The 24,691-nt window shown below is 66.5% G+C and carries 21 protein-coding genes; 4 read left to right on the top strand and 17 right to left on the bottom strand.

Annotated elements, in window-relative coordinates:
• Positions 1–45: 45 nt before the first annotated feature.
• From C5E05_RS03075 to C5E05_RS03025, 11 genes are all read right to left on the bottom strand, one after another.
• The gene (locus C5E05_RS03075; RefSeq protein ID WP_104241217.1) at positions 46–414 is read right to left on the bottom strand and encodes an RNA polymerase-binding protein RbpA; all 369 of its coding nucleotides are present in this window, start codon (positions 412–414) and stop codon (positions 46–48) included.
• Positions 414–671: a preprotein translocase subunit SecG gene (secG, locus tag C5E05_RS03070; protein ID WP_104241218.1), complete on the bottom strand. Its 258-nt coding sequence runs from the start codon at positions 669–671 to the stop codon at positions 414–416. Before secG ends, C5E05_RS03075 begins: the two co-directional genes overlap by 1 nt.
• 81 nt (positions 672–752) lie before the next feature.
• Positions 753–1,541: a triose-phosphate isomerase gene (gene tpiA, locus C5E05_RS03065; protein WP_104341072.1), complete on the bottom strand. Its 789-nt coding sequence runs from the start codon at positions 1,539–1,541 to the stop codon at positions 753–755.
• Complete coding sequence (locus tag C5E05_RS03060; RefSeq protein WP_104306609.1) at positions 1,535–2,746, bottom strand: phosphoglycerate kinase; 1,212 nt, start codon at positions 2,744–2,746, stop codon at positions 1,535–1,537. The genes tpiA and C5E05_RS03060 overlap by 7 nt, the downstream gene beginning before the upstream one ends.
• Positions 2,747–2,777: 31 nt before the next feature.
• Entirely contained in the window at positions 2,778–3,779 is a 1,002-nt protein-coding gene (gene gap / locus C5E05_RS03055; RefSeq protein ID WP_236558411.1) for a type I glyceraldehyde-3-phosphate dehydrogenase, read from the bottom strand.
• A 184-nt stretch (positions 3,780–3,963) separates the two neighbouring features.
• The gene (whiA, locus tag C5E05_RS03050; RefSeq protein ID WP_068481866.1) at positions 3,964–4,941 is read right to left on the bottom strand and encodes a DNA-binding protein WhiA; all 978 of its coding nucleotides are present in this window, start codon (positions 4,939–4,941) and stop codon (positions 3,964–3,966) included.
• Positions 4,942–5,012: 71 nt separating this feature from the next.
• On the bottom strand, positions 5,013–5,900 hold the full coding sequence (gene rapZ, locus C5E05_RS03045) for an RNase adapter RapZ (RefSeq protein ID WP_104242040.1): 888 nt from the start codon (positions 5,898–5,900) through the stop codon (positions 5,013–5,015).
• Between the two features lie 58 nt (positions 5,901–5,958).
• Positions 5,959–7,881 (bottom strand): excinuclease ABC subunit UvrC, encoded by a 1,923-nt coding sequence (gene uvrC / locus C5E05_RS03040; protein WP_104341071.1) that lies wholly within the window; start codon positions 7,879–7,881, stop codon positions 5,959–5,961.
• Entirely contained in the window at positions 7,881–10,754 is a 2,874-nt protein-coding gene (uvrA, locus tag C5E05_RS03035) for an excinuclease ABC subunit UvrA (protein ID WP_104241223.1), read from the bottom strand. The genes uvrC and uvrA overlap by 1 nt, the downstream gene beginning before the upstream one ends.
• Positions 10,755–10,818: 64 nt before the next feature.
• A complete protein-coding gene (uvrB, locus tag C5E05_RS03030; RefSeq protein ID WP_104241224.1) occupies positions 10,819–12,897 on the bottom strand; it encodes an excinuclease ABC subunit UvrB in 2,079 nt (692 codons plus the stop codon).
• Positions 12,898–12,993: 96 nt separating this feature from the next.
• The gene (locus C5E05_RS03025) at positions 12,994–13,530 is read right to left on the bottom strand and encodes a Dps family protein (protein ID WP_104241225.1); all 537 of its coding nucleotides are present in this window, start codon (positions 13,528–13,530) and stop codon (positions 12,994–12,996) included.
• A 143-nt stretch (positions 13,531–13,673) separates the two neighbouring features.
• Between C5E05_RS03025 and C5E05_RS03020 the strand changes: the two genes are divergently transcribed.
• Positions 13,674–14,399 carry a YigZ family protein gene (locus tag C5E05_RS03020; protein WP_104341070.1) on the top strand — a complete coding sequence of 242 codons (726 nt, stop codon included), beginning with the start codon at positions 13,674–13,676 and terminating at the stop codon, positions 14,397–14,399.
• 54 nt (positions 14,400–14,453) lie between these two features.
• On the opposite strand, the gene coaE is transcribed toward C5E05_RS03020, so the two are convergent.
• On the bottom strand, positions 14,454–15,089 hold the full coding sequence (gene coaE, locus C5E05_RS03015; protein ID WP_104306612.1) for a dephospho-CoA kinase: 636 nt from the start codon (positions 15,087–15,089) through the stop codon (positions 14,454–14,456).
• A gap of 150 nt (positions 15,090–15,239) precedes the next feature.
• Here coaE and C5E05_RS03010 point away from each other — a divergent pair, with 150 nt between their 5' ends.
• Positions 15,240–15,884 (top strand): DUF4126 domain-containing protein, encoded by a 645-nt coding sequence (locus C5E05_RS03010; RefSeq protein ID WP_104341069.1) that lies wholly within the window; start codon positions 15,240–15,242, stop codon positions 15,882–15,884.
• 151 nt (positions 15,885–16,035) lie between these two features.
• Here the strand turns inward: C5E05_RS03010 and rpsA are convergent, their stop codons facing one another.
• From rpsA to C5E05_RS02990, 4 genes are all read right to left on the bottom strand, one after another.
• A complete protein-coding gene (gene rpsA / locus C5E05_RS03005) occupies positions 16,036–17,493 on the bottom strand; it encodes a 30S ribosomal protein S1 (RefSeq protein WP_104241229.1) in 1,458 nt (485 codons plus the stop codon).
• A gap of 218 nt (positions 17,494–17,711) precedes the next feature.
• Positions 17,712–18,173: a DUF779 domain-containing protein gene (locus tag C5E05_RS03000; protein ID WP_104306614.1), complete on the bottom strand. Its 462-nt coding sequence runs from the start codon at positions 18,171–18,173 to the stop codon at positions 17,712–17,714.
• A 126-nt stretch (positions 18,174–18,299) separates the two neighbouring features.
• Entirely contained in the window at positions 18,300–19,601 is a 1,302-nt protein-coding gene (locus tag C5E05_RS02995; protein ID WP_104241231.1) for an MFS transporter, read from the bottom strand.
• Complete coding sequence (locus C5E05_RS02990) at positions 19,598–20,509, bottom strand: shikimate dehydrogenase (protein ID WP_104341068.1); 912 nt, start codon at positions 20,507–20,509, stop codon at positions 19,598–19,600. The genes C5E05_RS02995 and C5E05_RS02990 overlap by 4 nt, the downstream gene beginning before the upstream one ends.
• A gap of 127 nt (positions 20,510–20,636) precedes the next feature.
• Between C5E05_RS02990 and C5E05_RS02985 the strand changes: the two genes are divergently transcribed.
• Both C5E05_RS02985 and C5E05_RS02980 read left to right on the top strand, forming a co-directional pair.
• Positions 20,637–22,469 (top strand): sugar phosphate isomerase/epimerase and 4-hydroxyphenylpyruvate domain-containing protein, encoded by a 1,833-nt coding sequence (locus tag C5E05_RS02985; RefSeq protein ID WP_104306617.1) that lies wholly within the window; start codon positions 20,637–20,639, stop codon positions 22,467–22,469.
• Entirely contained in the window at positions 22,435–23,073 is a 639-nt protein-coding gene (locus tag C5E05_RS02980) for a TetR/AcrR family transcriptional regulator (RefSeq protein ID WP_104241234.1), read from the top strand. The genes C5E05_RS02985 and C5E05_RS02980 overlap by 35 nt, the downstream gene beginning before the upstream one ends.
• Positions 23,074–23,138: 65 nt before the next feature.
• On the opposite strand, the gene C5E05_RS02975 is transcribed toward C5E05_RS02980, so the two are convergent.
• Positions 23,139–24,662 carry an aldehyde dehydrogenase family protein gene (locus C5E05_RS02975; protein ID WP_104299015.1) on the bottom strand — a complete coding sequence of 508 codons (1,524 nt, stop codon included), beginning with the start codon at positions 24,660–24,662 and terminating at the stop codon, positions 23,139–23,141.
• Between the last annotated feature and the right edge of the window lie 29 nt (positions 24,663–24,691).

Here is a 24,691-nt window from a genome sequence, read left to right as displayed (position 1 = left end):
GGACGGGGCCGTTGTTCGTTGCTCAGCCGTGTGAAGCTGCGGTGCTCAGGACTTCGAAGTCGTCTTGCCGCGACGCTCGCGCAGCTTCGACAGGGCTTCCTCGAGGAGGCGTTCCGCTTCCTCGGCCGTGCGTCGTTCCTTGACGTACGCCAGGTGCGTCTTGTACGGCGCGACCTTTACGGCTGCCGGCGGATTCTCCCGGTCACGTCCGGCAGGAAGGCCGGAGATCGGGCAGTCGATGAGATCGGGGATGTCGTCCTCCGCGATCTCCGCGGAGTAGTGCCTGACGGTCTCGTTGCCGTGCGCGTCCCAGTACGAGATCGACACGCGCGCAGCGTGCACCCCGTGATCTGTCTCCCCCATAGGACCGGCACCGACACGCGATCCCCTGATCGCAGATCCCCCCTGGGCCATTAGCTCACCACAACCGTTTGAATGCGGGTGATGATGCCCATAGCGACGATAGCGAGCAGCCAGATGACCGCGAGGGTCACCGTGATGCGGTTCAGGTTCTTCTCCGCGACGCCGGAAGCGCCCAGATTGGAGCCCATGCCGCCACCGAACATGTCGGAGAGTCCGCCGCCTCGTCCGCGGTGCAACAGAATGAACAGGATCAGCAGGACGCTGGTGATGGCCAGCACGACCTGCAGGATGACGAGGAGAATATCCACGGAATCCCTCTCAGATGAACGGACTCGGACGTGGCCTGAGTGAACAGGCCACGTCCGAGTATAGATGGTTCGCGTTTGCGACTAGGAACCGACGTGCTGACGGAACCGCGCGATGGCGCTGAACTCGTCAACCTTGAGGCTCGCGCCGCCGATGAGTGCGCCGTCGACGTCGGGCTCGCGCATGAAGCCGGCGATGTTGTCGGACTTGACCGAGCCGCCGTAGAGGATGCGCGTGGCTGACGCCACGGACTCGCCCAGGAGCTCTTCGAGCGCGACGCGGAGAGCGTTCGCGACGGTCTGCGCCTGCTCGGGCGTTGCCGCCTGGCCGGAACCGATCGCCCAGACCGGCTCGTAGGCGACGACGAGGTCAGGTGTTCCCTCGATGCCCTCCAACGCTGCCTTGAGCTGAGCCACGGGAACGGCGCTCGCGCCGAACTTCTCGAGGTCCTCGGACGTCTCACCGACGCACAGGACTGGCACGAGACCGTGCTTGATCGCCGCCTTGACCTTGCTGCCGACGATCTCATCGGTCTCCGCGTGCAGGGTGCGTCGCTCGGAGTGACCGATGATGACGTACTTGCAGGCAAGAGCGCTCAGGAAAGCTCCCGAGATCTCCCCCGTGTAGGCACCGGAGTCGTGCGCCGAGACATCCTGGGCACCGTAGCTGAGCGACAGCTTGTCGGCGTCCACGAGCGTCTGCACGCTGCGGAGGTCGGTGTAGGGCGGGAAGACAGCGACCTCGACGTCGTCGAAGTCGTGCTTCGCGTCCTTCAGCGCCCAAGCGAGCTTCTGCGTGAACGCGATGGCCTGGAGGTGGTCCAGGTTCATCTTCCAGTTGCCCGCCATGAGCGGGGTGCGAGTCGTTACCATCCGAGAACCTGCAATCCGGGCAGCTGCTTGCCTTCGAGGAACTCGAGGCTCGCACCACCACCAGTAGAGATGTGGCCAAATTCGTCATCAGCGAAGCCGAGCGTGCGCACGGCTGCCGCGGAGTCACCGCCGCCAACGACCGAGAGGCCGTCAACCTTGGTGAGTGCCTCAGCGACGGTGCGAGTGCCTTCCGCGAATGCGGGGAACTCGAACACGCCCATGGGGCCGTTCCAGAACACGGTGCTCGACTCGCGGATGGCCGCGGCGAATGCCGTGGCCGTCTCCGGGCCGATGTCGAGCCCGATTCCGTCTGCGCCGAACGCGCTGCCCTCGATGCCATCGGCGGGGACGACCTCGTGATCGGCATCCGCCGAGAACGAGGCGGCGACCACGATGTCCGTCGGGAGGACGATCGAGACGCCACGCTCCTGGGCGTCCGCCAGATACCGACGGACAGTGTCGAGCTGGTCGACCTCGAGCAGGGAGGCGCCGACCTTGTGTCCCTGAGCGGCGAGGAACGTGAAGAGCATTCCCCCGCCGATCAGGATCGAGTCGACCCTCGGCAGGAGGTGCTCGATGACGCCGAGCTTGTCGGACACCTTCGAGCCGCCGAGCACGACCGCGTAAGGGCGCTCGACCGCGGAAGTGAGCCGCTCGAGGACCTCGAGCTCGTTCGCCACGAGGAGTCCCGCGGCACTCGGCACGATCTGTGGGAGGTCGTAGACGGAAGCCTGCTTGCGATGCACGACCCCGAAGCCATCGGAGACGAATGCGTCCGCGAAGTTCGCGAGCTGCTCTGCGAAGGCGCGGCGCTCAGCGTCGTCCTTGCTCGTCTCCCCCGGGTTGAAACGCAGATTCTCGAGGACGACGAGCTGGCCGTTCTCGAGCCCGGCAACACGGCGTTCTGCATCCTCGCCGACGGTGTCGGCTGCAAGCGGGGCATCGATCTCGAGCAGCTCGCCGAGCCTGGCAGCTGCCGGCGCGAGCGAGTACTGCGGTTCTGGTGCCCCCTTGGGCCGACCAAGGTGCGAGATCACGATGACCTGCGCACCCTGGTCGAGGAGGAGGCGGAGCGTACCGAGGGAGGCGCGAATCCGACCATCGTCGGTGATCACGCCCTCCTTGAGCGGCACGTTCAGGTCGCAGCGAACGATGACCTTCTTTCCCGTGAGGGAGCCAAGGGTCTCGATTGTGCGAAGCGCCATGTTGGCGTTCCTTCCTCTTTTGCCGAAGTGGTTAGAGCTTGCTTGCGACGTACTCGGTCAGGTCGACGAGACGGACCGTGTAGCCCCACTCGTTGTCGTACCAGGACGATAGCTTCACCTGGTTGCCGATGACCTTCGTGAGCGGTGCGTCGAAGATCGAGGAGTGGTTCTCCCCGACGATGTCGCGCGACACGATGTCTTCCTCGTTGTACATGAGGAGGCCCTTGAACTCGCCTTCAGCAGCTTCCTTGTACGCGGCGTTGACCTCTTCGACGGTCACAGGCGTCTTGGAGACGACCGTGAGGTCGGTGATCGAGCCAGTCTCGGTGGGGACGCGCAGAGCGAAGCCGTCGAGCTTGCCCGCCAGCTCGGGGATGACGAGGCCGATGGCCTTCGCCGCACCCGTCGAGGTGGGGATGATGCTGAGCGCTGCTGCGCGCGCACGGCGGAGGTCCTTGTGGGGGCCGTCCTGCAGGTTCTGGTCGGACGTGTAGGCGTGAACCGTGGTCATGAGACCCGACTCGATGCCGAACTTGTCGTTGAAGACCTTCACGAGCGGCGCGAGGCAGTTCGTGGTGCAGGATGCGTTCGAGATGACGTCGTCATTCTCGGGGTCGTACTCGGTGTGGTTGACGCCGAAGACGAAGGTCGGTGCCGGTCCGGAGGCCGGTGCCGAGAGGATGACCTTCTTGGCGCCTGCGCTGATGTGCGCACGAGCCTTGTCGGGGTCCGTGAAGTGACCCGTGCTCTCGATGACGATCTCGACACCGAGCTCGGCCCACGGCAGGTTCGCGGGGTCGCGCTCTGCGGTCGCCGTGATCTTCTTGCCGTCGACGTAGATGGCGTCTTCGTCGAACGAGATGTCGTTCTTCAGCTTGCCACCCGTGGAGTCGTACTTGAGGAGGTGTGCAAGCGTCTTGTTGTCGGTGAGGTCGTTGATTGCAACGAGCTCGAGGTTGTTGTCATCCTGCAGCAGTGCGCGTGCGTAGCTGCGTCCGATGCGTCCGAAACCGTTGATGGCGATTTTCGTCACGTGATGCTCCTTTTTCCTGTTGTTTCTCCGATTTGACAGGACTGTGTGGCCTTGGAGGGCCGGGTGCACCATCGCACCGAGTTCGGGGGAACGGTCTGCTCGGCGAGCCCGTTCAACATCGTCAGCCTAGTCCCATGGGCGTGCGCCCAGGTGACCAAATGGGGTGAGCTGTTCGGCGTGGGGATCAGAGCTCGTCGAGGACGGGCAGATTGGACTCCGTGCCCGGGATGCCACGGTCAGAGGCCTGCTTGTCGGCGAGAGCCAGCAGGCGACGGATGCGGCCAGCGACCGCATCCTTCGTCATGGGCGGGTCCGCGTAGCGGCCGAGCTCGTCGAGTGAGGCTTCCCGGTGCGCGAGGCGAAGCTGCCCGGCGTACTTGAGGTGGTCGGGCGCACCCTCTCCGAGGATCTCGAGCGCACGCTCGACGCGGGTGCAGGCCGTGACAGCGGCCTGGGCGGAACGACGCAGGTTCGCGTCGTCGAAGTTGACGAGACGGTTGGCGGTGGCGCGGGTCTCACGACGCTGGCGGAGGCTCTCCCAGCTCTCCACGGTCGCGTGGGCACCGATGACGGTGAGCATCGCGCTGATGGCGTCGCCGTCTCGGATGACGACACGGTGCACGCCGCGGACCTCGCGGGCCTTGGAGGACACCCCGAGGCGTCCGGCCGCTCCGACGAGGGCCATCGCGGTCTCCGAGTTCGGCGTGATGATGTCGAGCGACGCGGACCGGCCCGGGTCGGTCAGTGAGCCAGCGGCGAGGAACGCGCCACGCCAGACGGCGGTGAGGTCGTCCTGGCTGCCCGTCGTCAGACGGTTCGGGAGACCGCGGACGGTTCGCCGGCGCGCATCCATGAGGCCAGTCTGGCGGGCGAGCGTCTCGCCGTTCTCGAGCACGCGGAGGAGGTAGCTCTCCCCCGGGCGGGCCCCAGAGCCGGCGACGATGGAGATCTTCGCCCGGACGCCGTAGAGCTCGAGGAGCTCGCGGCCCAGACGACGCGCGAGCATCTCCGAATCGAGCTGAGCCTCGACCGCGATGCGTCCGGAGATCAATTGCAGACCGCCCGCGAAGCGCAGGAGCGACGCGACCTCGGCAGCACGAGCTTGGGTTGTGGCCGCGCGAGTGCGCAGAAGCTCGTGCTTGACATCGGCGGTGAGCGTCACCGGGGTACCTCCAGGGATCAGAGTGAGTGGGCGCGACGAATCGTCGTCGCGAGTGCGAGATGGAACGAGCGTCACTCGCGACCGAGGTCGCGGTGCCGGACGCTGATGATCGTGTCATCGCGTTCGCGGAGCAGGCTCGCGATGCGCTCGGTCATGGCGACCGAGCGGTGCTTGCCGCCGGTGCATCCGACGGCGAGCGTCACGTGCCGCTTGTTCTCCCGCTCGTAGCCCCGCAGGACGGGGTCAAGCATCTCAATGTAGTGGGTCAGGAACTCGTCCGCACCTTCTTGGTCGAAGACGTAGTCGGAGACCCGCTTGTCGCGACCGTTGAACGCGCGCAGTTCCGGCTCCCAGAACGGGTTCGGGAGGAAGCGCATGTCGACGACAAGATCTGCGTCTGTCGGGATGCCGTACTTGAAGCCGAAGCTCTGGACGGTCACGGCGACCTTGTTCTGGTCGGCTTCGCCGAATCGCTTCACGATGCGGGTCACGAGCTGGTGGCCGTTCAGCTCCGAGGTGTCGATGACGATGTCGCTCGCCTCGCGGATGTCCTGCAGGCGGCTGCGCTCTCGAGCGATTCCGTCGAGGATCGTCCCGTTGCCCTGCAGCGGGTGCGGGCGCCGCACTGCCTCGAACCGCCGGACGAGGGTGCCGTCTGTCGCATCGAGGAAGAGCACGTCGACCTCGTGCGTCTCGCGCAGTCCGCCGACGAGAGCCGTGAACTCCTCGAGCAGGTGACCGCCGCGCACATCGACCGAGACGGCGAGCTTCGGGAGGGAGTCCCGAGCCTTGCCGGCAACCTCGATGAGGGGCCGGATCATCTGCGGGGGAAGGTTGTCGACCACGAACCAGTCGAGGTCTTCGAACGCCTTGCAAGCTGTCGATCGCCCTGCACCGGACATGCCCGTGACGATCATGATGTGCTGGCGTCCTTCGCCGTCGATCTCCGCCGAACTCATGCGCAGGTCACCTCCCATGGACTAAAACACCAGCCTACATAGCCCGAGCGTGCGTCTCTCACGCTTCTGTCGATTGATCGAGTGCGAACCGCTCCGAAATCGCACCGGCCGTCGCCTCGCCGATGCCCTGCACGGTCGTGAGCTCCTCGACGGTCGCCGCGCGCAGCCGCTTGACGGAGCCGAACTTCTTGAGCAGTGCGGCGACCCGGGTCGGCCCGAGGCCGGGGATGTCCGCGAGCACCGTGCCGATGTCTGCCTTGCGCTTCGAGCGCTGGTGGCGGATCGCGAACCTGTGCGCCTCGTCGCGGAGTCGCTGCACCAGGAACAGCGCCTCAGAGCCGCGCGGGAGGATGACCGGGAAGTCGTCGTCTGGCAGCCACAGCTCTTCGAGGCGCTTGGCGATGCCGACGACGGCGATGCCGCGAACCCCCGACTCCTCGAGGGCCCGCTGCGCGGCGTTGACCTGCGGGACGCCGCCGTCGATGAGCAGGAGCTGAGGCCGGTAGGCGAACTTGGCTCGAGTGGACTCCTGGGCGGCCGCCTTCACGGGGCCCGCGGAGAGGGCAGTGTCTTCCACGATCTCGGCGGGACTGGCGTCGTCGCGGAGGTAGGCCAGTCGGCGCGTGAGCACCTGGTGGATGGAATCGGTGTCGTCGGTCGACGAGGCGATGTTGAAGCGACGGTAGTGCGACTTGCGTGCGAGTCCGTCCTCGAAGACCACCATGGAGCCGACGATGCCGGTGCCCTGGAGGTGGGAGATGTCGTAGCACTCGATTCGCAGGGGGGCCTCGCCGAGACCGAGCGCGTTCTGCAGCTCGGTCAGCGCGTCGGATCTCGCGACGTAGTCGCTGCTGCGCTTGAGCTTGTACTGCGCGAGTGCTCCCATGGCGTTAATCGTCGCGGTCTTGAGCAGTTCCGATTTCGGGCCCCGCACCGCGGTGCGCAGCTTGACTCTGGCCTGCCGTGTGGACTCGAGCCACTCGGAGAGCGCGTCCGCGTCTTCTGGCAGAGCCGGCACGATGATCTCGCCTGGCGGGAAGAGCCCATCCTTGCCGTACACGCGCTGCATCGTCTGGTCGATGATCGTGCCGATGTCGGTGTCGAGTTCCTTGTCGAGCACCCAGTTGCGGACTCCGCGAATGCGTCCGCCCCGCACGGTGAACTGCTGCACGGAGGCGCTCAGCTCATCCTCGGCGATGCCGAACAGGTCGAGGTCGACGTTGTCGGGCAGCACGACGGCGCTCTTCTCGAGCACGTTCTCGAGCGCGCCGATTCGGTCACGGAGCTTCGCCGCGTCCTCGAACCTCATCTCGGTGGCCGCGAGCTTCATCTCGTCCTGCAGGGTCGTCAGGAGGCTGCGGTCGTAGCTCTCCATGAAGCGGACGAACTCGTTGACGATGACACGGTGCTCGTCGATCGTGACGCGTCCGCTGCAGGGTCCCCCGCAGCGGCCGATCTGCCCGGGGAAGCAGGGTCGGCCGCTCTGCATGGCTCGCTTGTAGTTCGAGTCGTTGCAGGTGCGGATCGGGAAGGCCTTGACCATGAGGTCGATGGTCTCGTTCACCGCCCAGACCTTGGGATACGGCCCGAAGTAGCGCGCCCCGCGGATGCGGGGGTTCCGGGTCACGAGCACGCGGGGCGCTTCGTCGCCGAGCGTCACCGCCATGAACGGGTAGCTCTTGTCGTCCTTGAACTTCACGTTGAAGGGCGGCGAGAACTCCTGGATCCAGGTGTACTCGAGCTGCAGGGCCTCGGTCTCCGTGCGGACGACGGTCCACTCGACGCGGGTCGCCGTCGTCACCATGTGCCGTGTTCGCTCGTGCAGGCGCTCGAGCGGTGCGAAGTAGTTGCTGAGCCGCGCGCGGAGGTTCTTCGCCTTCCCGACGTAGAGCACGCGGTCGTCGTCCCCGAGGAATCTGTAGACCCCGGGGCTCGTGGGGATGTCGCCCGTCGCGGGGCGATATGGCAGGACGTTCGCCATCAGCGCGCAGCTGCCTCCCGCTCGAAGATCTCCTTCAGGTACTGGCCCGTGTGGCTGTCGGAGATACCGGCGATCTTCTCCGGGGTTCCGACGCCGACGACGGTTCCTCCGCCGGAGCCGCCTTCTGGGCCCATGTCGATCAGCCAGTCCGCGGACTTGATGACATCCAGGTTGTGCTCGATGACAATGACGGTGTTGCCCTTGTCGACGAGGCCGCCGAGGACCTTGAGCAGCTTGCGGACGTCTTCGAAGTGGAGGCCCGTGGTCGGCTCGTCGAGCACGTAGACGCTGCGCCCGTTGGAGCGCCGCTGCAGCTCGGTCGCGAGCTTCACTCGCTGCGCCTCACCACCGGAGAGCGTCGTGGCGGACTGCCCGAGCCGCACGTAGCCGAGGCCGACCTCCACGAGGGTCGAGAGGTAGCGGTGGATGGCCGTGATGGGCTCGAAGAAGTCAGCCGCCTCCGAGATGGGCATCTGCAGGACCTCTGCGATGTTCTTGCCCTTGTAGTGCACGCTGAGCGTCTCCCGGTTGTAGCGGGACCCGCCGCACACCTCGCAGAGGACGTACACGTCGGGGAGGAAGTTCATCTCGATCTTGAGCGTGCCGTCGCCAGAGCAGGCCTCGCACCTGCCGCCCTTGACGTTGAAGCTGAAGCGACCGGGGAGGTAGCCGCGCGCCTTGGCCTCGCTCGTCTCGGCGAAGAGGGTGCGGATGCGGTCGAAGACGCCCGTGTAGGTCGCGGGGTTCGATCGCGGGGTGCGGCCGATCGGGTTCTGGTCGACGTGGATGACCTTGTCGAGCTGGTCGACCCCGGTGATGCGCGTGTGCTTGCCCGCGACGGCGCGTGCGCCGTTGAGCTTGGCGGCGAGGACGCGGTAGAGGATGTCGTTCACGAGGGACGACTTGCCGGAGCCGCTGACGCCAGTGACTGCGGTGAGGATGCCGAGCGGGAAGCTCACCTGGACGTTCTTGAGGTTGTTGGCCCTGGCACCCACGACCGTCAGCTCGCGCTTCTTGTCGTACTTGCGACGCTTCTTGGGTGTGGTGATGCCCATGCGTCCCGAGAGGTAGTCGCCGGTGATCGATCTGGTGTTCTTCTCGAGGTCGGCGACGGATCCGCTGTGGACGACCTCTCCCCCGTGCTCGCCTGCGCCTGGCCCGATGTCGACGATCCAGTCCGAGGTGCGGATGGTGTCTTCGTCGTGCTCGACCACGATGAGCGTGTTGCCGAGGTCTCGCAGCTTCACGAGCGTCTCGATGAGCCTGCGGTTGTCACGCTGGTGGAGCCCGATCGAGGGCTCGTCCAGCACGTAGAGCACTCCGGTGAGCCCGGATCCGATCTGCGTCGCGAGTCGGATGCGCTGAGCCTCGCCGCCGGACAGCGTGCCAGCCGCGCGTGCGAGGTCGAGGTAGCTGAGGCCGACCTCGATGAGGAAGTCGAGCCGAGCCCGGATCTCGCGCAGCACCTGCGCCGCGATCTTCGCCTCGCGGTCGGTGAGCTCGACGGTGTTCATGAAGTCGAGGCAGTCGGCGAGGCTGAGCGTCGTCGCGTCGGCGATCGAGCGACCGTGCACCTTGACGGCGAGCACTTCAGGGCGCAGACGCGCGCCGTTGCAGGCCGAGCAGGGGATCTCGCGCAGGTACTGGGCCCAGCGTGCCCGGGTCGCGTCGGTCTCGGCCTCGGCGTACTGCCGCTCGATGTACGGCATGACGCCCTCGAAGCCGGAGCTGTAGGTCATCTGGCGGCCGAAGCGGTTGCGGTACTTGACCCTGACCTCGTATTCGCGCCCCTCGAGGATGGCCTCGCGCACCTCTTCCGGGAGCTTCTTCCACGGCGTCGTGAGCTTGAACTCGATCTGCTCGGACAGGCCGAGCAGCAGCCGCTCGTAGTACTGGTAGAGGCTCTTGCCCTGCGAGCTCCACGGCAGGATGACCCCGTCGGCGATCGAGGCGAGCGGGTCTCCGATCAGGAGCTCACGGTCGACGGACATGCGCGTGCCGAGGCCGTCGCAGGTCTGGCAGGCGCCGAACGGGGCGTTGAACGAGAACGTCCTCGGCTCGATCTCCGTGAGCGCGATCGGGTGGTTGTTGGGGCAGGAGAGCTGCTCGGAGAAGGTGGTCCAGGCGTCGTCTCCCTCCGCATCCACGAAGTTGATCTGCACAAGACCATCGGCGAGGCGCAGGGCGGTCTCGAGCGAGTCGGTGAGTCGACCGAGCACGTCCTCGGCCGCGACCAGACGGTCGACGATGACCGAGATGTCGTGCTTGAACGACTTCTTGAGCTTCGGCGGTTCGGTGAGCTGGACGCGCTCTCCGTCGACCATCGCCCGAGCGTAGCCCTGTCCGGACAGCGACTGGAAGAGGTCGACGAACTCGCCCTTCTTCTGCTGCACGACGGGCGCGAGCACCTGGTACCTCGTGCCCTCCTCGAGCTCCATGAGGTGGTCGGCGATCTGCTGGACCGTCTGTCGCTGGATGACCTCGCCGCAGACGGGGCAATGGGGGACGCCGATGCGTGCCCAGAGCAGTCGCAGGTAGTCGTAGATCTCGGTGATCGTGCCGACGGTGGACCGCGGATTGCGGTTGGTCGACTTCTGGTCGATGGAGACCGCAGGGCTCAGGCCCTCGATGAAGTCGACGTCCGGCCGGTCGACCTGACCGAGGAACTGGCGCGCGTACGCGGAAAGGGACTCGACGTAGCGTCGCTGTCCCTCGGCGAAGATCGTGTCGAAGGCGAGCGAGGACTTGCCCGAACCGGAGAGGCCCGTGAACACGACAAGGCTGTTGCGCGGGATCTCGAGGTCGACGTTCTTGAGGTTGTGCACGCGTGCGCCTTGAACGCGCAGCTGCGAAGTGGGAGGAAGGACGGCCATAGCTCTTTCGGGTTCTCTCTTCGTGTGGATGCTCTGTGCGCCCGTCATCGGCGGGCGGCCGTGCTCAGCCCTTGGTGACGTGACCGGCACGTTCCATGGTTCGCAGGTCCTGCTTCAGCGCTGAGAGCTCGTCGCGCAGACGCGCCGCGAGCTCGAACTTGAGCTCTGAGGCCGCATCGAGCATCTGCGCGTTGAGGTCCGAGATGAGGTTCTCGAGCTCCCGGGCGCCGGAGGCGGCCAGGCCCTCGCGCTTGAGTTTAGGTGTCGTCTGACGCTTGTTGTCTCCCTTGCCGCGGGAGGCGAGGAGCTTCTCGGTGTCCTGCCCCTCGCGCATGAGGGATTCGGTGATGTCGGCGATCTTCTTGCGAAGCGGCGTCGGATCGATGCCGTGCTCCGCGTTGTAGGCGAGCTGCCGGTCTCGGCGCCTGTCGGTCTCCTCGATCGCCTTCGCCATGCTGTCGGTGATGCGGTCGGCGTACATGTGCACTTCGCCCGTCACGTTTCGGGCGGCGCGGCCGATGGTCTGGATGAGGGACGTGCTGGAGCGCAGGAACCCCTCCTTGTCTGCATCGAGGATCGCGACGAGCGACACCTCTGGCAGGTCGAGTCCCTCACGCAGCAGGTTGATGCCGACGAGGACGTCGTAGAGCCCGGCGCGCAGCTCCGAGAGCAGCTCGACTCGTCGCAGCGTGTCGACGTCTGCGTGCAGGTAGCGCACGCGAACGCCGTTCTCGCCGAGGAAGTCGGTGAGCTCCTCTGCCATCTTCTTGGTCAGCGTCGTGACGAGGACACGCTCGTCGCGATCCGCGCGGAGGCGGATCTCCTCGAGGAGGTCGTCGATCTGACCCTTCGAGGGCTTCACGACGATCTGCGGGTCGACGAGACCCGTCGGGCGGATGATCTGCTCGACGAAGCCGTCCGCCTGAGCGAGCTCGTACTTGCCGGGAGTCGCCGAGAGGTAGACGGTCTGGCCGACCCGGTCGCTGAACTCGTCCCAGCGGAGGGGGCGGTTGTCGAGAGCGCTCGGCAGGCGGAAGCCGTGGTCGACGAGGGTGCGCTTGCGCGAGGCGTCGCCCTCGTACATCGCGCCGATCTGCGGCACCGTGACGTGGGACTCGTCGATCACCGTGATGAAGTCGTCGGGGAAGTAGTCGATGAGGCAGTGGGGAGCCTCACCCGGCGCCCTGCCGTCCATATGGCGCGAGTAGTTCTCGATGCCGGAGCAGAAGCCGATCTGCTCCATCATCTCGAGGTCGAATGAGGTGCGCATGCGGAGCCGCTGCGCCTCGAGGAGCTTCTGCTCGCGCTCGAAGACGCCGAGGCGGTCATCGAGCTCGTCGCGGATCTGGCCCATGGCGCGCTGCATGGCGTCGGCTCCCGCGACATAGTGCGAACCCGGGAAGACGCTCACGGAGTCCATGGACCTGACGACGTCACCCGTGAGGGGGTTGAGCGCTGTCAGGGCCTCGATCTCGTCGCCGAACATCTCGATCCGAATCGCGAGCTCCTCGTAGACGGGGATGATCTCGATCGTGTCGCCGCGGACGCGGAAGGTGCCGCGCTGGAACGCGACGTCGTTGCGCTGGTACTGCATCGTCACGAAGCGGCGGATCAGCTCCTGCCGCGGGATGCGGTCGCCGACGTGCAGGGCGAGCATGGAGTTGAAGTACTCCTCAGGCTTGCCGAGTCCGTAGATGCAGGAGACCGTCGAGACGACGATGACGTCGCGTCGGCTCAGCAGCGAGTTGGTGGTCGAGTGGCGCAGGCGCTCGACTTCCTCGTTGACGGAGCTGTCCTTCTCGATGAAGGTGTCGGTCTGGGGGACGTACGCCTCCGGCTGGTAGTAGTCGTAGTACGAGACGAAGTACTCGACTGCATTGTTCGGCATGAGCTCGCGGAACTCGGTGGCGAGCTGCGCGGCGAGCGTCTTGTTGTGGGCCAGGACGAGCGCGGGGCGCTGGAGCTTCTCGATGAGCCAGGCCGTCGTTGCCGATTTTCCGGTTCCCGTGGCGCCCAGGAGCACGACGTCGGGCTCGCCCGCGTTGATGCGGCTGGCAAGCTCTGCGATCGCCTTCGGCTGGTCGCCGCTTGGGGTGTACTCGCTGACGACTTCGAAGGGACGTACGCTGCGTGTTGCTTGCATAGAACAAGTGTACGTGGCGGCTGCGACATTTCGGGGCCTCCGTGATGCGCTCTGCGCGATCACGGAGGCCCCGAAGCGAGGTGCAGCCGGCGCGGACTAGTCCTCGCTCGAGAGCACGCCCTGCGTGTTCTCGAGGTGCGCCCGGATGAACCACTGGAACTTCTCGAGCTCGGAGACCTGGCCGATGACGAGGTCCTGCGTCACGAGGTCGAGGTCGTCCAGCCGCTTGATCGCCTCGCGATGGTCGGTGATGACGCCGACGTAGACGTGGTCGAGCGCCTCGAGGTGCTGGCGCGTGCCGGCCCTGAAGACCTCGTAGTCGCCCCAGGTGCGGGCCTCGACGAGTGCTCCGGGGAGCCCGTTCGGGGGGACGCCCAGAGCTGCCATGCGCTCTGCGAGTTCGTCAGCGTAGCCGCGGACCAGCTCGATCTGGGGGTCGAGCATCTCGTGCACGCCGATGAAGTCGCGCCCGATGACGTTCCAGTGCGCGTGCTTGAGCGTCAGGTGCAGGTCGTTCAGCGCGTGGAGGCGGAGCTGGAGCAGCTCGCCGATCTCGTGTCCCTTGTCGAGCGAGAGTCCGGGAACCGTGTACTCGCCGTTCTCGGTGTGCTGGCTTGAGGCTGTCGTGGTCATGTCAGTCCTCTCTTGGGAGCGCGTCGCGCGTCTCCCGATCAGTGAGTCCCGTTCGTTGCGGGATGCTCAACACTGTCAGCCCGGTCTGAACGTTTGGTCGGAAGACGTGCGGGTCGGCGAAAGGACGGACGTAGACTGCCCCGATGCGCCGCGAAGAGTCCGAGGGCACCCAGCTGCACGAGCTGGGTTCCTCGGCTGCACCGAGCTACGGGGTCCTCGCGGCACGGACTCCCATCGACCACGAGATCGAGATCCGTCGGTCCAGGTTCATCTGCCGCCTCGAGCGCGTCGAGAGCGAAGAGCAGGCCAGGCAGGTCATCGCCGACCGTCGCTCCGCGCATCGTCTTGCCCGCCACCACTGCAGCGCTTTTGTGCTCGGCGCCCGCCGAGGCGTGCAGCGATCCAACGACGACGGTGAGCCCTCGGGAACAGCGGGCGTCCCCATGCTCGAAGCCCTCGTGCTCCACGAGCGAGTGCGCGGCGAGGTCGATTCAGCGGACCTGAGTGACGTCGTGGCTGTCGTCACGCGGTACTTCGGAGGTGTGCTGCTGGGGGCCGGCGGGCTCGTGCGCGCCTACTCGGAGTCCGTGTCCTCCACGCTCGAGCTGGCTCCGCTCGCGAAGCGCGAATCGAGGGCGATCTTCGGGCTCGAGGCGCCGCACGCCACCGCTGGCCGGTGGGAGAACGAGCTCCGAACTCGCGGAGTGCTCGTCACGGGAACGGAGTATGCGGGGTCGACGGCACTGCTGAGCCTCGCCGTTCCCGACGCGGCGGATGCGAGACGCGGCCTCGCCTCCGAGGTCGCTTCGATCACCGCTGGTGAGGGCACGCTCGTCCCGCTCGGCACCGAATGGGTCGACCTGAGCTGAGGCACCGACGACGGGGGCATCCGGGACCGCATCCCGCCCTGTCTCGTCAGCGCATCAGACCCCGTAGGTCTGCGTCTCCGGTGCGCGCAGCGCGACGGCGGCGAGGCGTCTCCACTCCTCGTCGACCTGCTCGAGCGTCTGATCGAGCGGCGCACTCGTGTCGATGAGCACGTCGGCGATCTTCCGCCGCTCCTCGTCGCTCGCCTGCGAGGCGATGCGCGCCCTGGCTTCGGCAAGGGACATCCCCCTGCTCTCGACCAGCCGCTCCTCTCGAACAGCCGCGGGGGCATCCGCGACCCAGATCTCCTCGTAGTCGTAGTTGCTCGTCGACTCCACGAGCAGTGGGATGACGTGGACGACCAGAGCGGCGGGGTCATCGCGCAGCACCTCCTCGAGTCGCTCGCCGGTGAGGCGACGGACCTCCGGGTGCACGATGTCGTTGAGGGCGCCGCGGGCCTCGTCGTCGCCGAAGACGAGCGCGCCGAGGGCAGGGCGGTCGAGGGCACCATCGTCGAGGATGACACCGTGTCCGAAGCGAGCCTCGATCTGTCGGAGCGCCGGCGAGCCGATCGCCACGGCTTCCCTCGCGAACACGTCCGCATCGAGGATCACGCCGCCGAGCTCCTCGAGGCGCTTGGCGATGGTCGTCTTTCCCGAGCCGATGCCTCCGGTCAGAGCGATGGTGACCATGATGTGCCGTCCTCTCATCTGCGGATACCCGCTGCGGGCATTGCCGTGAAGCCAACGCTACTGCGCTGAGGCAGCGAGCGCAGTGCGCTCTCCCCAAGCCGCGCTCGACCCATCCGCATGCCAGACTGAGGGCCAGGAGGCACTCACATCATGCTTGAAATTCTGACCGGTCTCGGGCTCGCGACGGCCAGCGGACTGAACGCGTTCATCCCGCTCCTGGGAATCGGGCTCCTCGCCCGATTCACCGACCTCATCGCGCTGCCGGCGGGCTGGGCGTGGCTCAGCAATGACTGGGTGCTCATCATCGTGGGCGTGCTCCTGGTGCTGGAGCTCGTCGCCGACAAGGTCCCGGCACTCGACCACGTCAACGACTGGATCCAGACGGTCATCCGCCCCACCTCCGGCGGGATCGTCTTCGGTGCAGGCACTGCGAGCTCCACCGCTGCCATCCAGGACCCTGCATCGTTCTTCACGAGCAATGCGTGGGTTCCCGTGGTCATCGGCATCGGGGTGGCGCTGGTGACCCACCTCACGAAGAGCGGCACGAGAGCCGCTGCGAATGTCGTCACCGCGGGAGCCGCCGCACCGGTGCTCAGCGTCGGCGAGGACGCCCTCAGCGTCGGGCTGCTGTTCTCCGCGATCCTCGTGCCGCTGTTCGTCGTGGTCATGCTCGCCTTGATCGGCGTGCTGGCCTGGGTGCTCTTCCGCAGCTTCAAACGAGTCCGGGATGCGCGCGCCGCGCGGACCAGGCCAGCCGCTCCCCCAGTTCCCCCGGCCCCTGGCCTCTCTGCCTGACGCTCGCAGAGACCTCTGGCCCGGCTGGAGAACCAGCCGGGCCAGAGGTCTCTGCGCAGCACGACGAAGCCGACGTCGCGGCGCCGCCGGAACGGCCGAAGGCCGGCCCCAGAGATGGGACCGGCCTTCGGTGCAGTGAGGCTGCTGGGAACTAGTTCCCTGCGAGCTTCTCGCGGAGGGCTGCAAGCGACTCGTCGTCGGCAAGCGTTCCTGCGCCAGCTGCTTCGCTCGTGAACGAGTTCGAGGAGCTCGACGGCGCGACTGCGCTGACGTTCTGCTCGATCTCGGCTGCCGAGGCGACCTGCTTCTTGTGCGCTTCCCAGCGAGTCTGGGCGAGAGCGTACTCCTGCTCCCAGGCTTCGCGCTGCGTGTCGAAGCCTTCCTTCCACTCGTTGGTCTCGGGGTCGAAGCCCTCGGGGTACGTGTAGTTCCCCTCGGCGTCGTACTCGGAGACCATGCCGTAGAGCGCAGCATCGAATTCGGTGCCCTCGGGGTCGACGCCATCGTTCGCCTGCTTGAGCGAGAGCGAGATGCGGCGACGGTCGAGGTCGATGTCGATGATCTTGACGAACAGCTCCTGGCCGACCGACACGACCTGCTCGGCGAGCTCGACGTGTCCGCTGGAGAGCTCCGAGATGTGCACGAGGCCCTCGATGCCGTCTGCGACGCGGACGAACGCGCCGAACGGAACGAGCTTCGTGACCTTGCCCGGTGCGATCTGGCCGATGGCGTGCGTGCGAGCAAGCACCTGCCACGGGTCTTCCTGCGTTGCCTTCAGCGACAGCGAGACACGCTCGCGGTCGAGGTCGACTTCGAGGATCTCGACGGTGACCTCCTGGCCAACCTCGACGACCTCGGAAGCGTGCTCGATGTGCTTCCAGCTGAGCTCGGAGACGTGCACGAGGCCGTCAACGCCACCCAGGTCGACGAACGCACCGAAGTTGACGATCGAGGAGACCACACCCTTGCGGACCTGGCCCTTCTGGAGGTTGTTGAGGAAGTTCGAGCGGGTCTCGGACTGCGTCTGCTCGAGGAGAGCGCGACGCGACAGGACGACGTTGTTGCGGTTCTTGTCGAGCTCGAGGACCTTGGCCTCGAGTTCCTGACCGAGGTACGGCGTGAGGTCGCGGACACGGCGGAGCTCGATGAGCGAGGCCGGGAGGAAGCCGCGGAGGCCGATGTCGACGATGAGACCGCCCTTGACGACCTCGATGACGGTGCCGGTGACGACGCCGTCTTCTTCCTTGATCTTCTCCACGTCGCCCCAAGCGCGCTCGTACTGAGCACGCTTCTTGGACAGGATCAGACGGCCTTCCTTGTCCTCCTTCTGGAGAACGAGTGCCTCAACGGTGTCGCCGACCTGAACGACCTCGGTGGGGTCGACGTCGTGCTTGATCGAAAGCTCGCGCGAGGGGATGACACCCTCGGTCTTGTAACCGACGTCGAGGAGGACCTCGTCGCGGTCGATGCGAACGACGGTGCCCTCGATGAGGTCCCCGTCGTTGAAGAACTTCAGCGTCTCTTCGACCGCGGCAAGAAAGTCCTCAGCAGATCCGATGTCGTTGATGGCGACCTGCTTGGTTGCCTTTTCGGTCGTGGTGGTGGTCATGTAGGTAATGCTCCAGGTGGGCTATAAGTCGGCCCGGATGCGCTGCTCGGGGCGTGAAGCCAAGGGCAACGGGGTTCATCCGGGAATACGGATACGTGCACACAGAAAAGTGCTCTGTCAGCCTAGTCGGCAAGGTCAAGCGGAGGCAAGTGCCGCGCGCGGCGAGTTCCCCCGAGTTTCGCGGCGAGTCGCCGCCTGTGCTCCCTGGCGAGTTCGGATCAGGACGCCGCCAGCGAGGTCGCGTCGCTGCCGTCCTCGTTCATGAGCTGGGACCGGATGAGGAACCTCTTGCCCTCCGGTGCCTCCAGCGAGAAGCCCGAGCCCCGTCCTGGGACGATGTCGATCGTCAGGCGCGTGTGCCGCCAGTAGCTGAACTGCTCTCGCGACATCCAGAACTCCACGTTGCCCGCATCCGGGATCTCGGTCGTGCCGAGGAGCACGTCGGCGTCGCCCGTGAGGAAGTCGCCCGCCGGGTAGCACATCGGCGATGAGCCGTCGCAGCAGCCGCCGGACTGGTGGAACATGAGCGGACCGTGGCGGCGCCCGAGCGATGAGATCATGTCGACCGCGTCCTGGGTGAATGCGACCCTCGAGAAGGTCTCGCCAGGCACTGTCGGCTCTGCGATGAGCCCGGCTCCCCTGGCTTCGGGCCTCGGCTCGGTCTGCACTTCCTTGTGCATGTCAGTTCCCTCCTTCAGAGTGCGGCGCCCGGAGCGTGCCCGGACCTCGCTGGTTCCGTGACCGTACGTCGTGAGACTGTGGTCAAGGTGTGTTCGCGAGAATCTGAGCCGCTCCGGGGGCAGCGCCTATGCCACGACGCGGATGCCGAGGGTGTCCGTCGGCACGCTCTTCGTCTCCTTCGCGGTGAGCGCCGAGATCGCGGCGATGAGGCAGATGACGCCGGTGAACGCCGAGATCACGACCCAGCCGCCCTCCTGCACGCCGCCGAGGGCCGCAACGATCGAGGGGGCGAAGCCGGCCATCAGGAAGCCGAGCTGGGTGCCGATCGCCATGCCAGAGAAGCGGACGCGGGCGCTGAACATCTCTCCGTAGAAGGAGGGCCAGACGGCGTTGGCGGCTGCGTAGCCGAACGAGAACACGAGGATGGCGAGCCCGAAGGTGAGCAGGGTGTTCCCCGACGACATGGAGAGCATGTAGAACGGCATGACCACGGCGGACGAGATCGCGCCGTAGACGAAGACGGGCTTGCGTCCGATCCGGTCGGCGAGGATCGCGAAGAGCGGTTGCGTGCCCAGGGCCACGATGTTGGCGACCACCACCAGCCAGAGCGTCAGGTTCTCCGCCAGCCCGACTTCCTTGCCGTAGGCGAGCGCGAGGTTGCCGAACACGGTCGATACGGCGGCGATGAACGCGCAGAAGATGACGCGCAGGACGTCGCGCCAGTGGTCGCGCATGAGCGGGATGAGCGGGATCCGGGCGATCTCGCCCTGCGCCTTCGCATCCTGGAACGTCGGCGTCTCATGGAGGGTGCGACGGATGAAGAACGCGACGATGACGACGACGGCGCTCAGCCAGAACGGGACGCGCCAGCCCCAGCTGTACTTGATCTCGTCGGGGAGGCTCAGGACCGGGATGAACACGAGGGCGGCGAGGATCTGTCCACCCTGGGTTCCGGTGAGCGTCCACGAGGTGAAGAACGAGCGGCGGTTGTCGGGAGCGTGCTCGAGTGAAAGCGACGCAGCGCCGGCCTGCTCGCCTGCGGCGGAGAGCCCCTGCATGAGGCGGCAGAGCACCAGCAGGGCTGGCGCGAACCAGCCGATCTGGTCGAAGGTCGGCAGGCAGCCGATGATGAACGTCGACAGGCCCATGAGCACGAGCGTGAACATGAGGACCCGCTGGCGTCCTATCCGGTCACCGAAGTGGCCGAGCACCACGGCGCCGATCGGGCGCGCGATGTAGGCGAAGCCGAACGTGGCGAGCGACATCACGAGTGCGGCGTTGTCGTCGTCCGGGAAGAAGATGATCGGGAAGATCAGCGCGGCCGCGGATCCGAAGATGAAGAAGTCGTAGTACTCGACGGCGCTGCCCATGAAGCTGGCCGCGGCAGCTTTCACGGGGGTCCGCTTGGCGGTCGTGGTTTCGGTCATTTCTGAGACCTCCATGTCTCGGATCGTGCCTCTTCGTCGTTGACGAGGCTCTGGAAGTGCTGGTGCATCCGGGTGGCGTCTGCATCCCTGCCCGTCACGAGGCTGAAGGTGTCGACCGCCTGGCCGACGGCCATAGCGCCGCCGTCGAGCGTGCGGCACCCGAGTGCTCGCGCCGCGAGGATCAGCTGCGTCTCGAGCGGGCGATAGACGATGTCGGCCACCCAGAGCTCGGGTCGGAGCAGCTCGGCGGGGAAGGGGATCCCGGGGTGGTCGTGCATCCCGACGGGTGTGCAGTGCACGACTCCATCTGCCGTCGAGAGCAGCTCTGGCAGTGCGCCCACGCTCCCGCCTCGGATGCGGGGTCCGCCTGCTGCAGTCGCGTGCCGTTCGGCGAGGTCCTGCGCGAGCTGCTCAGCGCGCTGCTCATCGAGGTCGACGATCGTGAGCAGGCGTGTGCCGACTCGGATGAGCGCATCGGCGACTGCCGAGCCCGCTCCGCCCGCGCCCAGGAGGACAACCGAGTTCGTCTGCACTCCCCCGAGGCCGCCGCGGAAGGCGCCCTCGAAGCCTGTCGTGTCGGTGTTGTAGCCCACGCGTCCGTTCGGGGTGAGGAGGACGGTGTTGACCGCGCCCAGCGCTCGCGCGAGCGGGTCGATCCGGTCGAGCAGCGGGATGACGCTCTGCTTGCACGGGTGGGTGATGTTGAGCGCGTCGAAGCCGAGGCGCTCGGCCCAGTCGAGGATCTCGGGGAGTCGCTCGGGCTCGAGGTCGAGGGTCGTCAGGTCGAGCGGGCGGAAGAGCAGGTCCATGCCCTGCGCGCGTGCCTCCGCCATGTGCATGGGCGGCGTCAGCGACGGGGTCACTCCCGTCCCGACGAGTCCCATGAGGGTGGCGCGATGGTTGATCAAGGTACTCCTTTGTCCCAGACCGCCTAATGTACTAAACGGTGAGTACATCGTTTACGTTGTCGCACACGCCTGTCAAGTGCGCTGCAGAGTGTCTGGTGACTTAATTAACCATTTGGTACATTGCGGTATGCGTACTTCCATAGCCACCGTCTGTCTGGCCGGAACTCTCGTCGAGAAGCTGCACGCCTGCGCCGAAGCAGGCTTCGACGGCATCGAGATCATGGATGCAGACCTCACCGCCGCCTACGAATCGCCCGAGGAGATCCGCGCGCTCTGCGACCGCCTCGGCCTGACCATCGATCTGTTCCAACCACTGCGCGACTTCGAGGGCGTCGACGATGCGACCCTCGCGGACAACCTCCGGCGCGCGAAGGCCAAGTTCGAGGTCATGCGACGCCTCGGAGCTTCCATGATTCTGCTCTGCAGCAACGTCGGCACCGCGACCATCTCGGACCGCACCACCACCGCCAACCAGCTCGGAATGCTCGCAGATCTCGCCGCCGAGTACAGCATCGACATCGCCTATGAGGCGCTTGCCTGGGGCCGCTACGTCGACGACTACCGAGACGCGTGGGAACTCGTGCGCCTCGCGGATCGACCGAACCTCGGCGTCTGCCTTGACAGCTTCCACGTACTGTCGCGAGGACACGATCCGGCCGCTATCGAGCGCATCGATGCAGACAAGCTCTTCTTCCTGCAGCTCGCCGATGCACCGGACATGGACCTCGACGTCCTGTCCTGGAGCCGCCACCACCGGCTCTTCCCTGGCGAGGGCGACTTCGACCTCACCCGGTTCCTCTCGCACATGCTCCGCGCCGGGTACCGCGGCCCCCTCTCCCTCGAGGTCTTCAACGACACGTTCCGCCAGACGGATGCCAAGCGCACCGCCGCTCATGCGCTCAGGTCGCTCCGGTGGCTGTTCGACCGCTCGGCGGCGCTCAACGGCTGGGACGACCAGCAGCTCGCCCCACCCCAGCCTCCACGGGCCATCGACTTCGTCGAGATCGCCGGTGAGGACCTCTCCGCGGTCGAGGCGACCCTCCAGCAGCTGGGCTTCGCCTTCGGTGGCAGACACCGCACCAAGCCCGTGCGACTCTGGCAGGCAGGTGCCGCGCGCATCATCCTCAACGAGCAGCGGCGGACGAAGGACGCGCGGCTCTCGGGGCTCGGCGTCGAGGTCGCAGACGCCGGTGCGGCAGCCGGGCGCGCCCACGCCATCGGCGCGCCCGCCGTCTTCCGACGCAGCTCCGCCGGCGAGTACGAGCTGCGCGGTGTGGAGGCCCCCGACGGGACCGAGGTCGCCTGGAACTCACGGTCGGCAGGCGACTCCTGGCTGCCCGAATTCGTGGGCGGCGCCGAAGACGACAGCACGGCCTCGTCCCTGCACGGGGTCGTCGACCATCTCAACATCGCCTACCCGTGGCAGGAGTTCGACGAGGCAGTGCTCTTCTTCCGGAGCGTCCTCGCGCTCGACGCGGAGCCCGTCGCGGAGCTTCCTGGCCCACGGGGTCTCGTGCGCAGCCAGGTCATGCGCACACCGGACGGGGCAGTTCGCCTCGCCATGAACCTGGCCCCGCCTACTGCGCCCCTCCAGCCCCGACACATCGCGATCCGCGTCGACGACGCCGTCGCCGCTGCCAGAGCTGCGCGGGGGCGCGGCCTGCCCTTCCTGCCCATACCCAGCAACTACTACGACGACCTCCAGGCGCGCTTCGGCCTCGAGCACGTGGCCCTCGACGAGCTGCGATCACTCGACCTCCTCTACGACCGCGATGAGCAGGGCGCGTTCGTCCACTTCTACACCCCCACCATCGACGGGCTCTTCTTCGAGATCGTTGAGCGCCGCGGCGCCTACGACGGATACGGCGCAGCCAGTACCCCGGTCCGGTTTGCGGCTCAGCTGCACCACGCGGGAAGATACACAGATGACCGAGAACAGGGTGAAGCAGCGAGACGCTGAGCGAACCCGGGCCGAGCTGCTCGCTGAAGCGACATCGGCGTTCGCGGAGACGGGGTACTCGGGCACGAGCGTCGACGAGATCGCGAAGCGCAGCAGCACGACCAAGCGGATGATCTACTACTACTTCGGCAGCAAGGAGCAGCTCTACCTTGCGGTGCTCGAGGAGGCCTACCGTGGCATCCGCGTGGCCGAGCAGAAGCTACAGGTCGACGGACTCGCCCCAGTGGAAGCGGTGCGGAAGCTCGCAGAGATCACCTACGACCACCACCGAGAGCACGCGGACTTCATCCGCCTCGTCGCGATCGAGAACATCCACCGGGGTCGGTTCATCCGGCAGCTCGACTCGCTGCGAGAGCTCGGCACCCCCGCCCTCACGCTCCTGGACGGGCTGCTGGAACGGGGGCGGGAGGCGCAGGTGTTCCGGGCAGACGTCGACGCGCTCGACGTGCACCTGCTCATCAGCTCGTACTGCGTCTTCCTGCTCGCGAACCAGTACACGTTCGGGTACCTCTTCGACGTGCAGCTGCAGGACCCGTCGCGTCAGGACCACCAGCGGGGCCTGATCGGCGACGTCATCGTCGCATGGCTGACCCGCGAGGAGTGATCCCCGCGGGTCAGCGCTCTGCGCGTGCAGCCTGAGTCAGGCGCGCGGCATCAGCGCGCGGCGAATCAGAAGAAGCCCAGCTTGTCCTCGCTGTAGCTCACCAGCAGGTTCTTCGTCTGCTGGTAGTGATCGAGCATCATGAGGTGGTTCTCGCGGCCGATGCCGGAGGACTTGTACCCGCCGAACGCGGAGTGCGCCGGGTAGGCGTGGTACTGGTTCACCCAGACTCGTCCGGCCTGGATGTCGCGGCCGGCGCGGTAGGCGGTGTTCCCCATGCGCGACCAGACGCCGGCGCCGAGCCCGTAGAGGGTGTCGTTGGCGATCGAGATCGCATCGTCGTAGTCGGAGAACTTGGTGACGGCCACAACCGGGCCGAAGATCTCCTCCTGGAAGATGCGCATGCTGTTCTGGCCCTCGAAGATCGTGGGCTGCACGTAGTAGCCGCCGGCCAGGTCGCCCTCGAGTTCGGCCCGAGCGCCGCCGATGCGCACCTTCGCACCTTCCTGGCGGCCGATCTCGAGGTAGCTGAGGATCTTCTCGAGCTGGTCGTTCGACGCCTGAGCCCCGACCTGGGTATCGGTGTCGAGCGGGTTGCCCTGGACGATCTTGCGCGTGCGCTCCGTCACGTCCTCGAGGAAGCGGTCGTAGATGGAGTCCTGGATGAGGGCACGCGAGGGGCAGGTGCAGACCTCACCCTGGTTGAGGGCGAACAGCGTGAAGCCCTCCTGCGCCTTGTCGTAGTAGGCATCGTCGCGGAGCGCGATGTCCTCGAAGAAGATGTTCGGGCTCTTGCCGCCCAGCTCGAGCGTGACGGGGATGATGTTCTGCGAGGCGTACTGCATGATGAGGCGCCCAGTCGTGGTCTCCCCCGTGAACGCGATCTTGCGGATGCGGGAGCTCGAGGCGAGCGGCTTGCCCGCCTCCGCGCCGAAGCCGTTGACGATGTTGACGACTCCGGGGGGCAGGAGGTCTCCGATGAGCTCGAAGAGCACGAGGATCGAGGTCGGCGTCTGCTCAGCGGGCTTGAGGACGATCGCGTTGCCGGCGGCGAGCGCGGGGGCCAGCTTCCAGACCGCCATGAGGATCGGGAAGTTCCACGGGATGATCTGGCCGACGACGCCGAGCGGCTCGTGGAAATGGTAGGACGTGGTGTTCTCGTCGAGCTGGCTCAGCGTGCCCTCCTGGGCCCGGATGGCGCCGGCGAAGTACCGGAAGTGGTCGATGGCGAGCGGGATGTCGGCCGCCAGGCATTCGCGGATCGGCTTCCCGTTGTCCCAGGTCTCGGCGACGGCGATGTACTCGAGGTTCTCCTCGATGCGGTCGGCGATCTTGTTCAGGATGATGGCACGTTCCGCAGGGCTGGTCTTGCCCCAGCCAGGGGCCGCCGCGTGGGCCGCATCCAGTGCAGCCTCGATGTCCTCGGCGGTTCCCCGCGCCACTTCGGTGAACGGCTGACCCGTGACCGGTGTGATGTTCTCGAAGTACTCGCCCTTGACAGGCGGCACCCACTCTCCGCCGATGTAGTGCTCGTAGCGGGGCTTGAACGAGACGAGGGACCCGTCTGTGCCCGGCTTCGCGTAAACAGTCATGAGGACTCCTTTGTCCGAGGGAACTCTTC

It is taken from the genome of Pseudoclavibacter sp. AY1H1 (genome assembly GCF_002931055.1).
Taxonomy (GTDB): domain Bacteria; phylum Actinomycetota; class Actinomycetes; order Actinomycetales; family Microbacteriaceae; genus Pseudoclavibacter.
Note: the sequence above shows the minus strand (reverse complement) of the source record. Positions and strands in the feature narration are given on the sequence as shown.

Bases quoted from the DNA above. Each gene is read 5' to 3' on its own strand.
- C5E05_RS03075 (WP_104241217.1), bottom strand. From the start codon at position 414: ATGGCCCAGGGGGGATCTGCGATCAGGGGATCGCGTGTCGGTGCCGGT.
- tpiA (WP_104341072.1), bottom strand. From the start codon at position 1,541: ATGGTAACGACTCGCACCCCGCTCATGGCGGGCAACTGGAAGATGAAC.
- C5E05_RS03060 (WP_104306609.1), bottom strand. From the start codon at position 2,746: ATGGCGCTTCGCACAATCGAGACCCTTGGCTCCCTCACGGGAAAGAAG.
- rapZ (WP_104242040.1), bottom strand. From the start codon at position 5,900: ATGAGTTCGGCGGAGATCGACGGCGAAGGACGCCAGCACATCATGATC.
- uvrC (WP_104341071.1), bottom strand. From the start codon at position 7,881: ATGGCGAACGTCCTGCCATATCGCCCCGCGACGGGCGACATCCCCACG.
- uvrA (WP_104241223.1), bottom strand. From the start codon at position 10,754: ATGGCCGTCCTTCCTCCCACTTCGCAGCTGCGCGTTCAAGGCGCACGC.
- uvrB (WP_104241224.1), bottom strand. From the start codon at position 12,897: ATGCAAGCAACACGCAGCGTACGTCCCTTCGAAGTCGTCAGCGAGTAC.
- C5E05_RS03025 (WP_104241225.1), bottom strand. From the start codon at position 13,530: ATGACCACGACAGCCTCAAGCCAGCACACCGAGAACGGCGAGTACACG.
- C5E05_RS03020 (WP_104341070.1), top strand. From the start codon at position 13,674: ATGCGCCGCGAAGAGTCCGAGGGCACCCAGCTGCACGAGCTGGGTTCC.
- coaE (WP_104306612.1), bottom strand. From the start codon at position 15,089: ATGGTCACCATCGCTCTGACCGGAGGCATCGGCTCGGGAAAGACGACC.
- C5E05_RS03010 (WP_104341069.1), top strand. From the start codon at position 15,240: ATGCTTGAAATTCTGACCGGTCTCGGGCTCGCGACGGCCAGCGGACTG.
- rpsA (WP_104241229.1), bottom strand. From the start codon at position 17,493: ATGACCACCACCACGACCGAAAAGGCAACCAAGCAGGTCGCCATCAAC.
- C5E05_RS03000 (WP_104306614.1), bottom strand. From the start codon at position 18,173: ATGCACAAGGAAGTGCAGACCGAGCCGAGGCCCGAAGCCAGGGGAGCC.
- C5E05_RS02995 (WP_104241231.1), bottom strand. From the start codon at position 19,601: ATGACCGAAACCACGACCGCCAAGCGGACCCCCGTGAAAGCTGCCGCG.
- C5E05_RS02985 (WP_104306617.1), top strand. From the start codon at position 20,637: ATGCGTACTTCCATAGCCACCGTCTGTCTGGCCGGAACTCTCGTCGAG.
- C5E05_RS02980 (WP_104241234.1), top strand. From the start codon at position 22,435: ATGACCGAGAACAGGGTGAAGCAGCGAGACGCTGAGCGAACCCGGGCC.
- C5E05_RS02975 (WP_104299015.1), bottom strand. From the start codon at position 24,662: ATGACTGTTTACGCGAAGCCGGGCACAGACGGGTCCCTCGTCTCGTTC.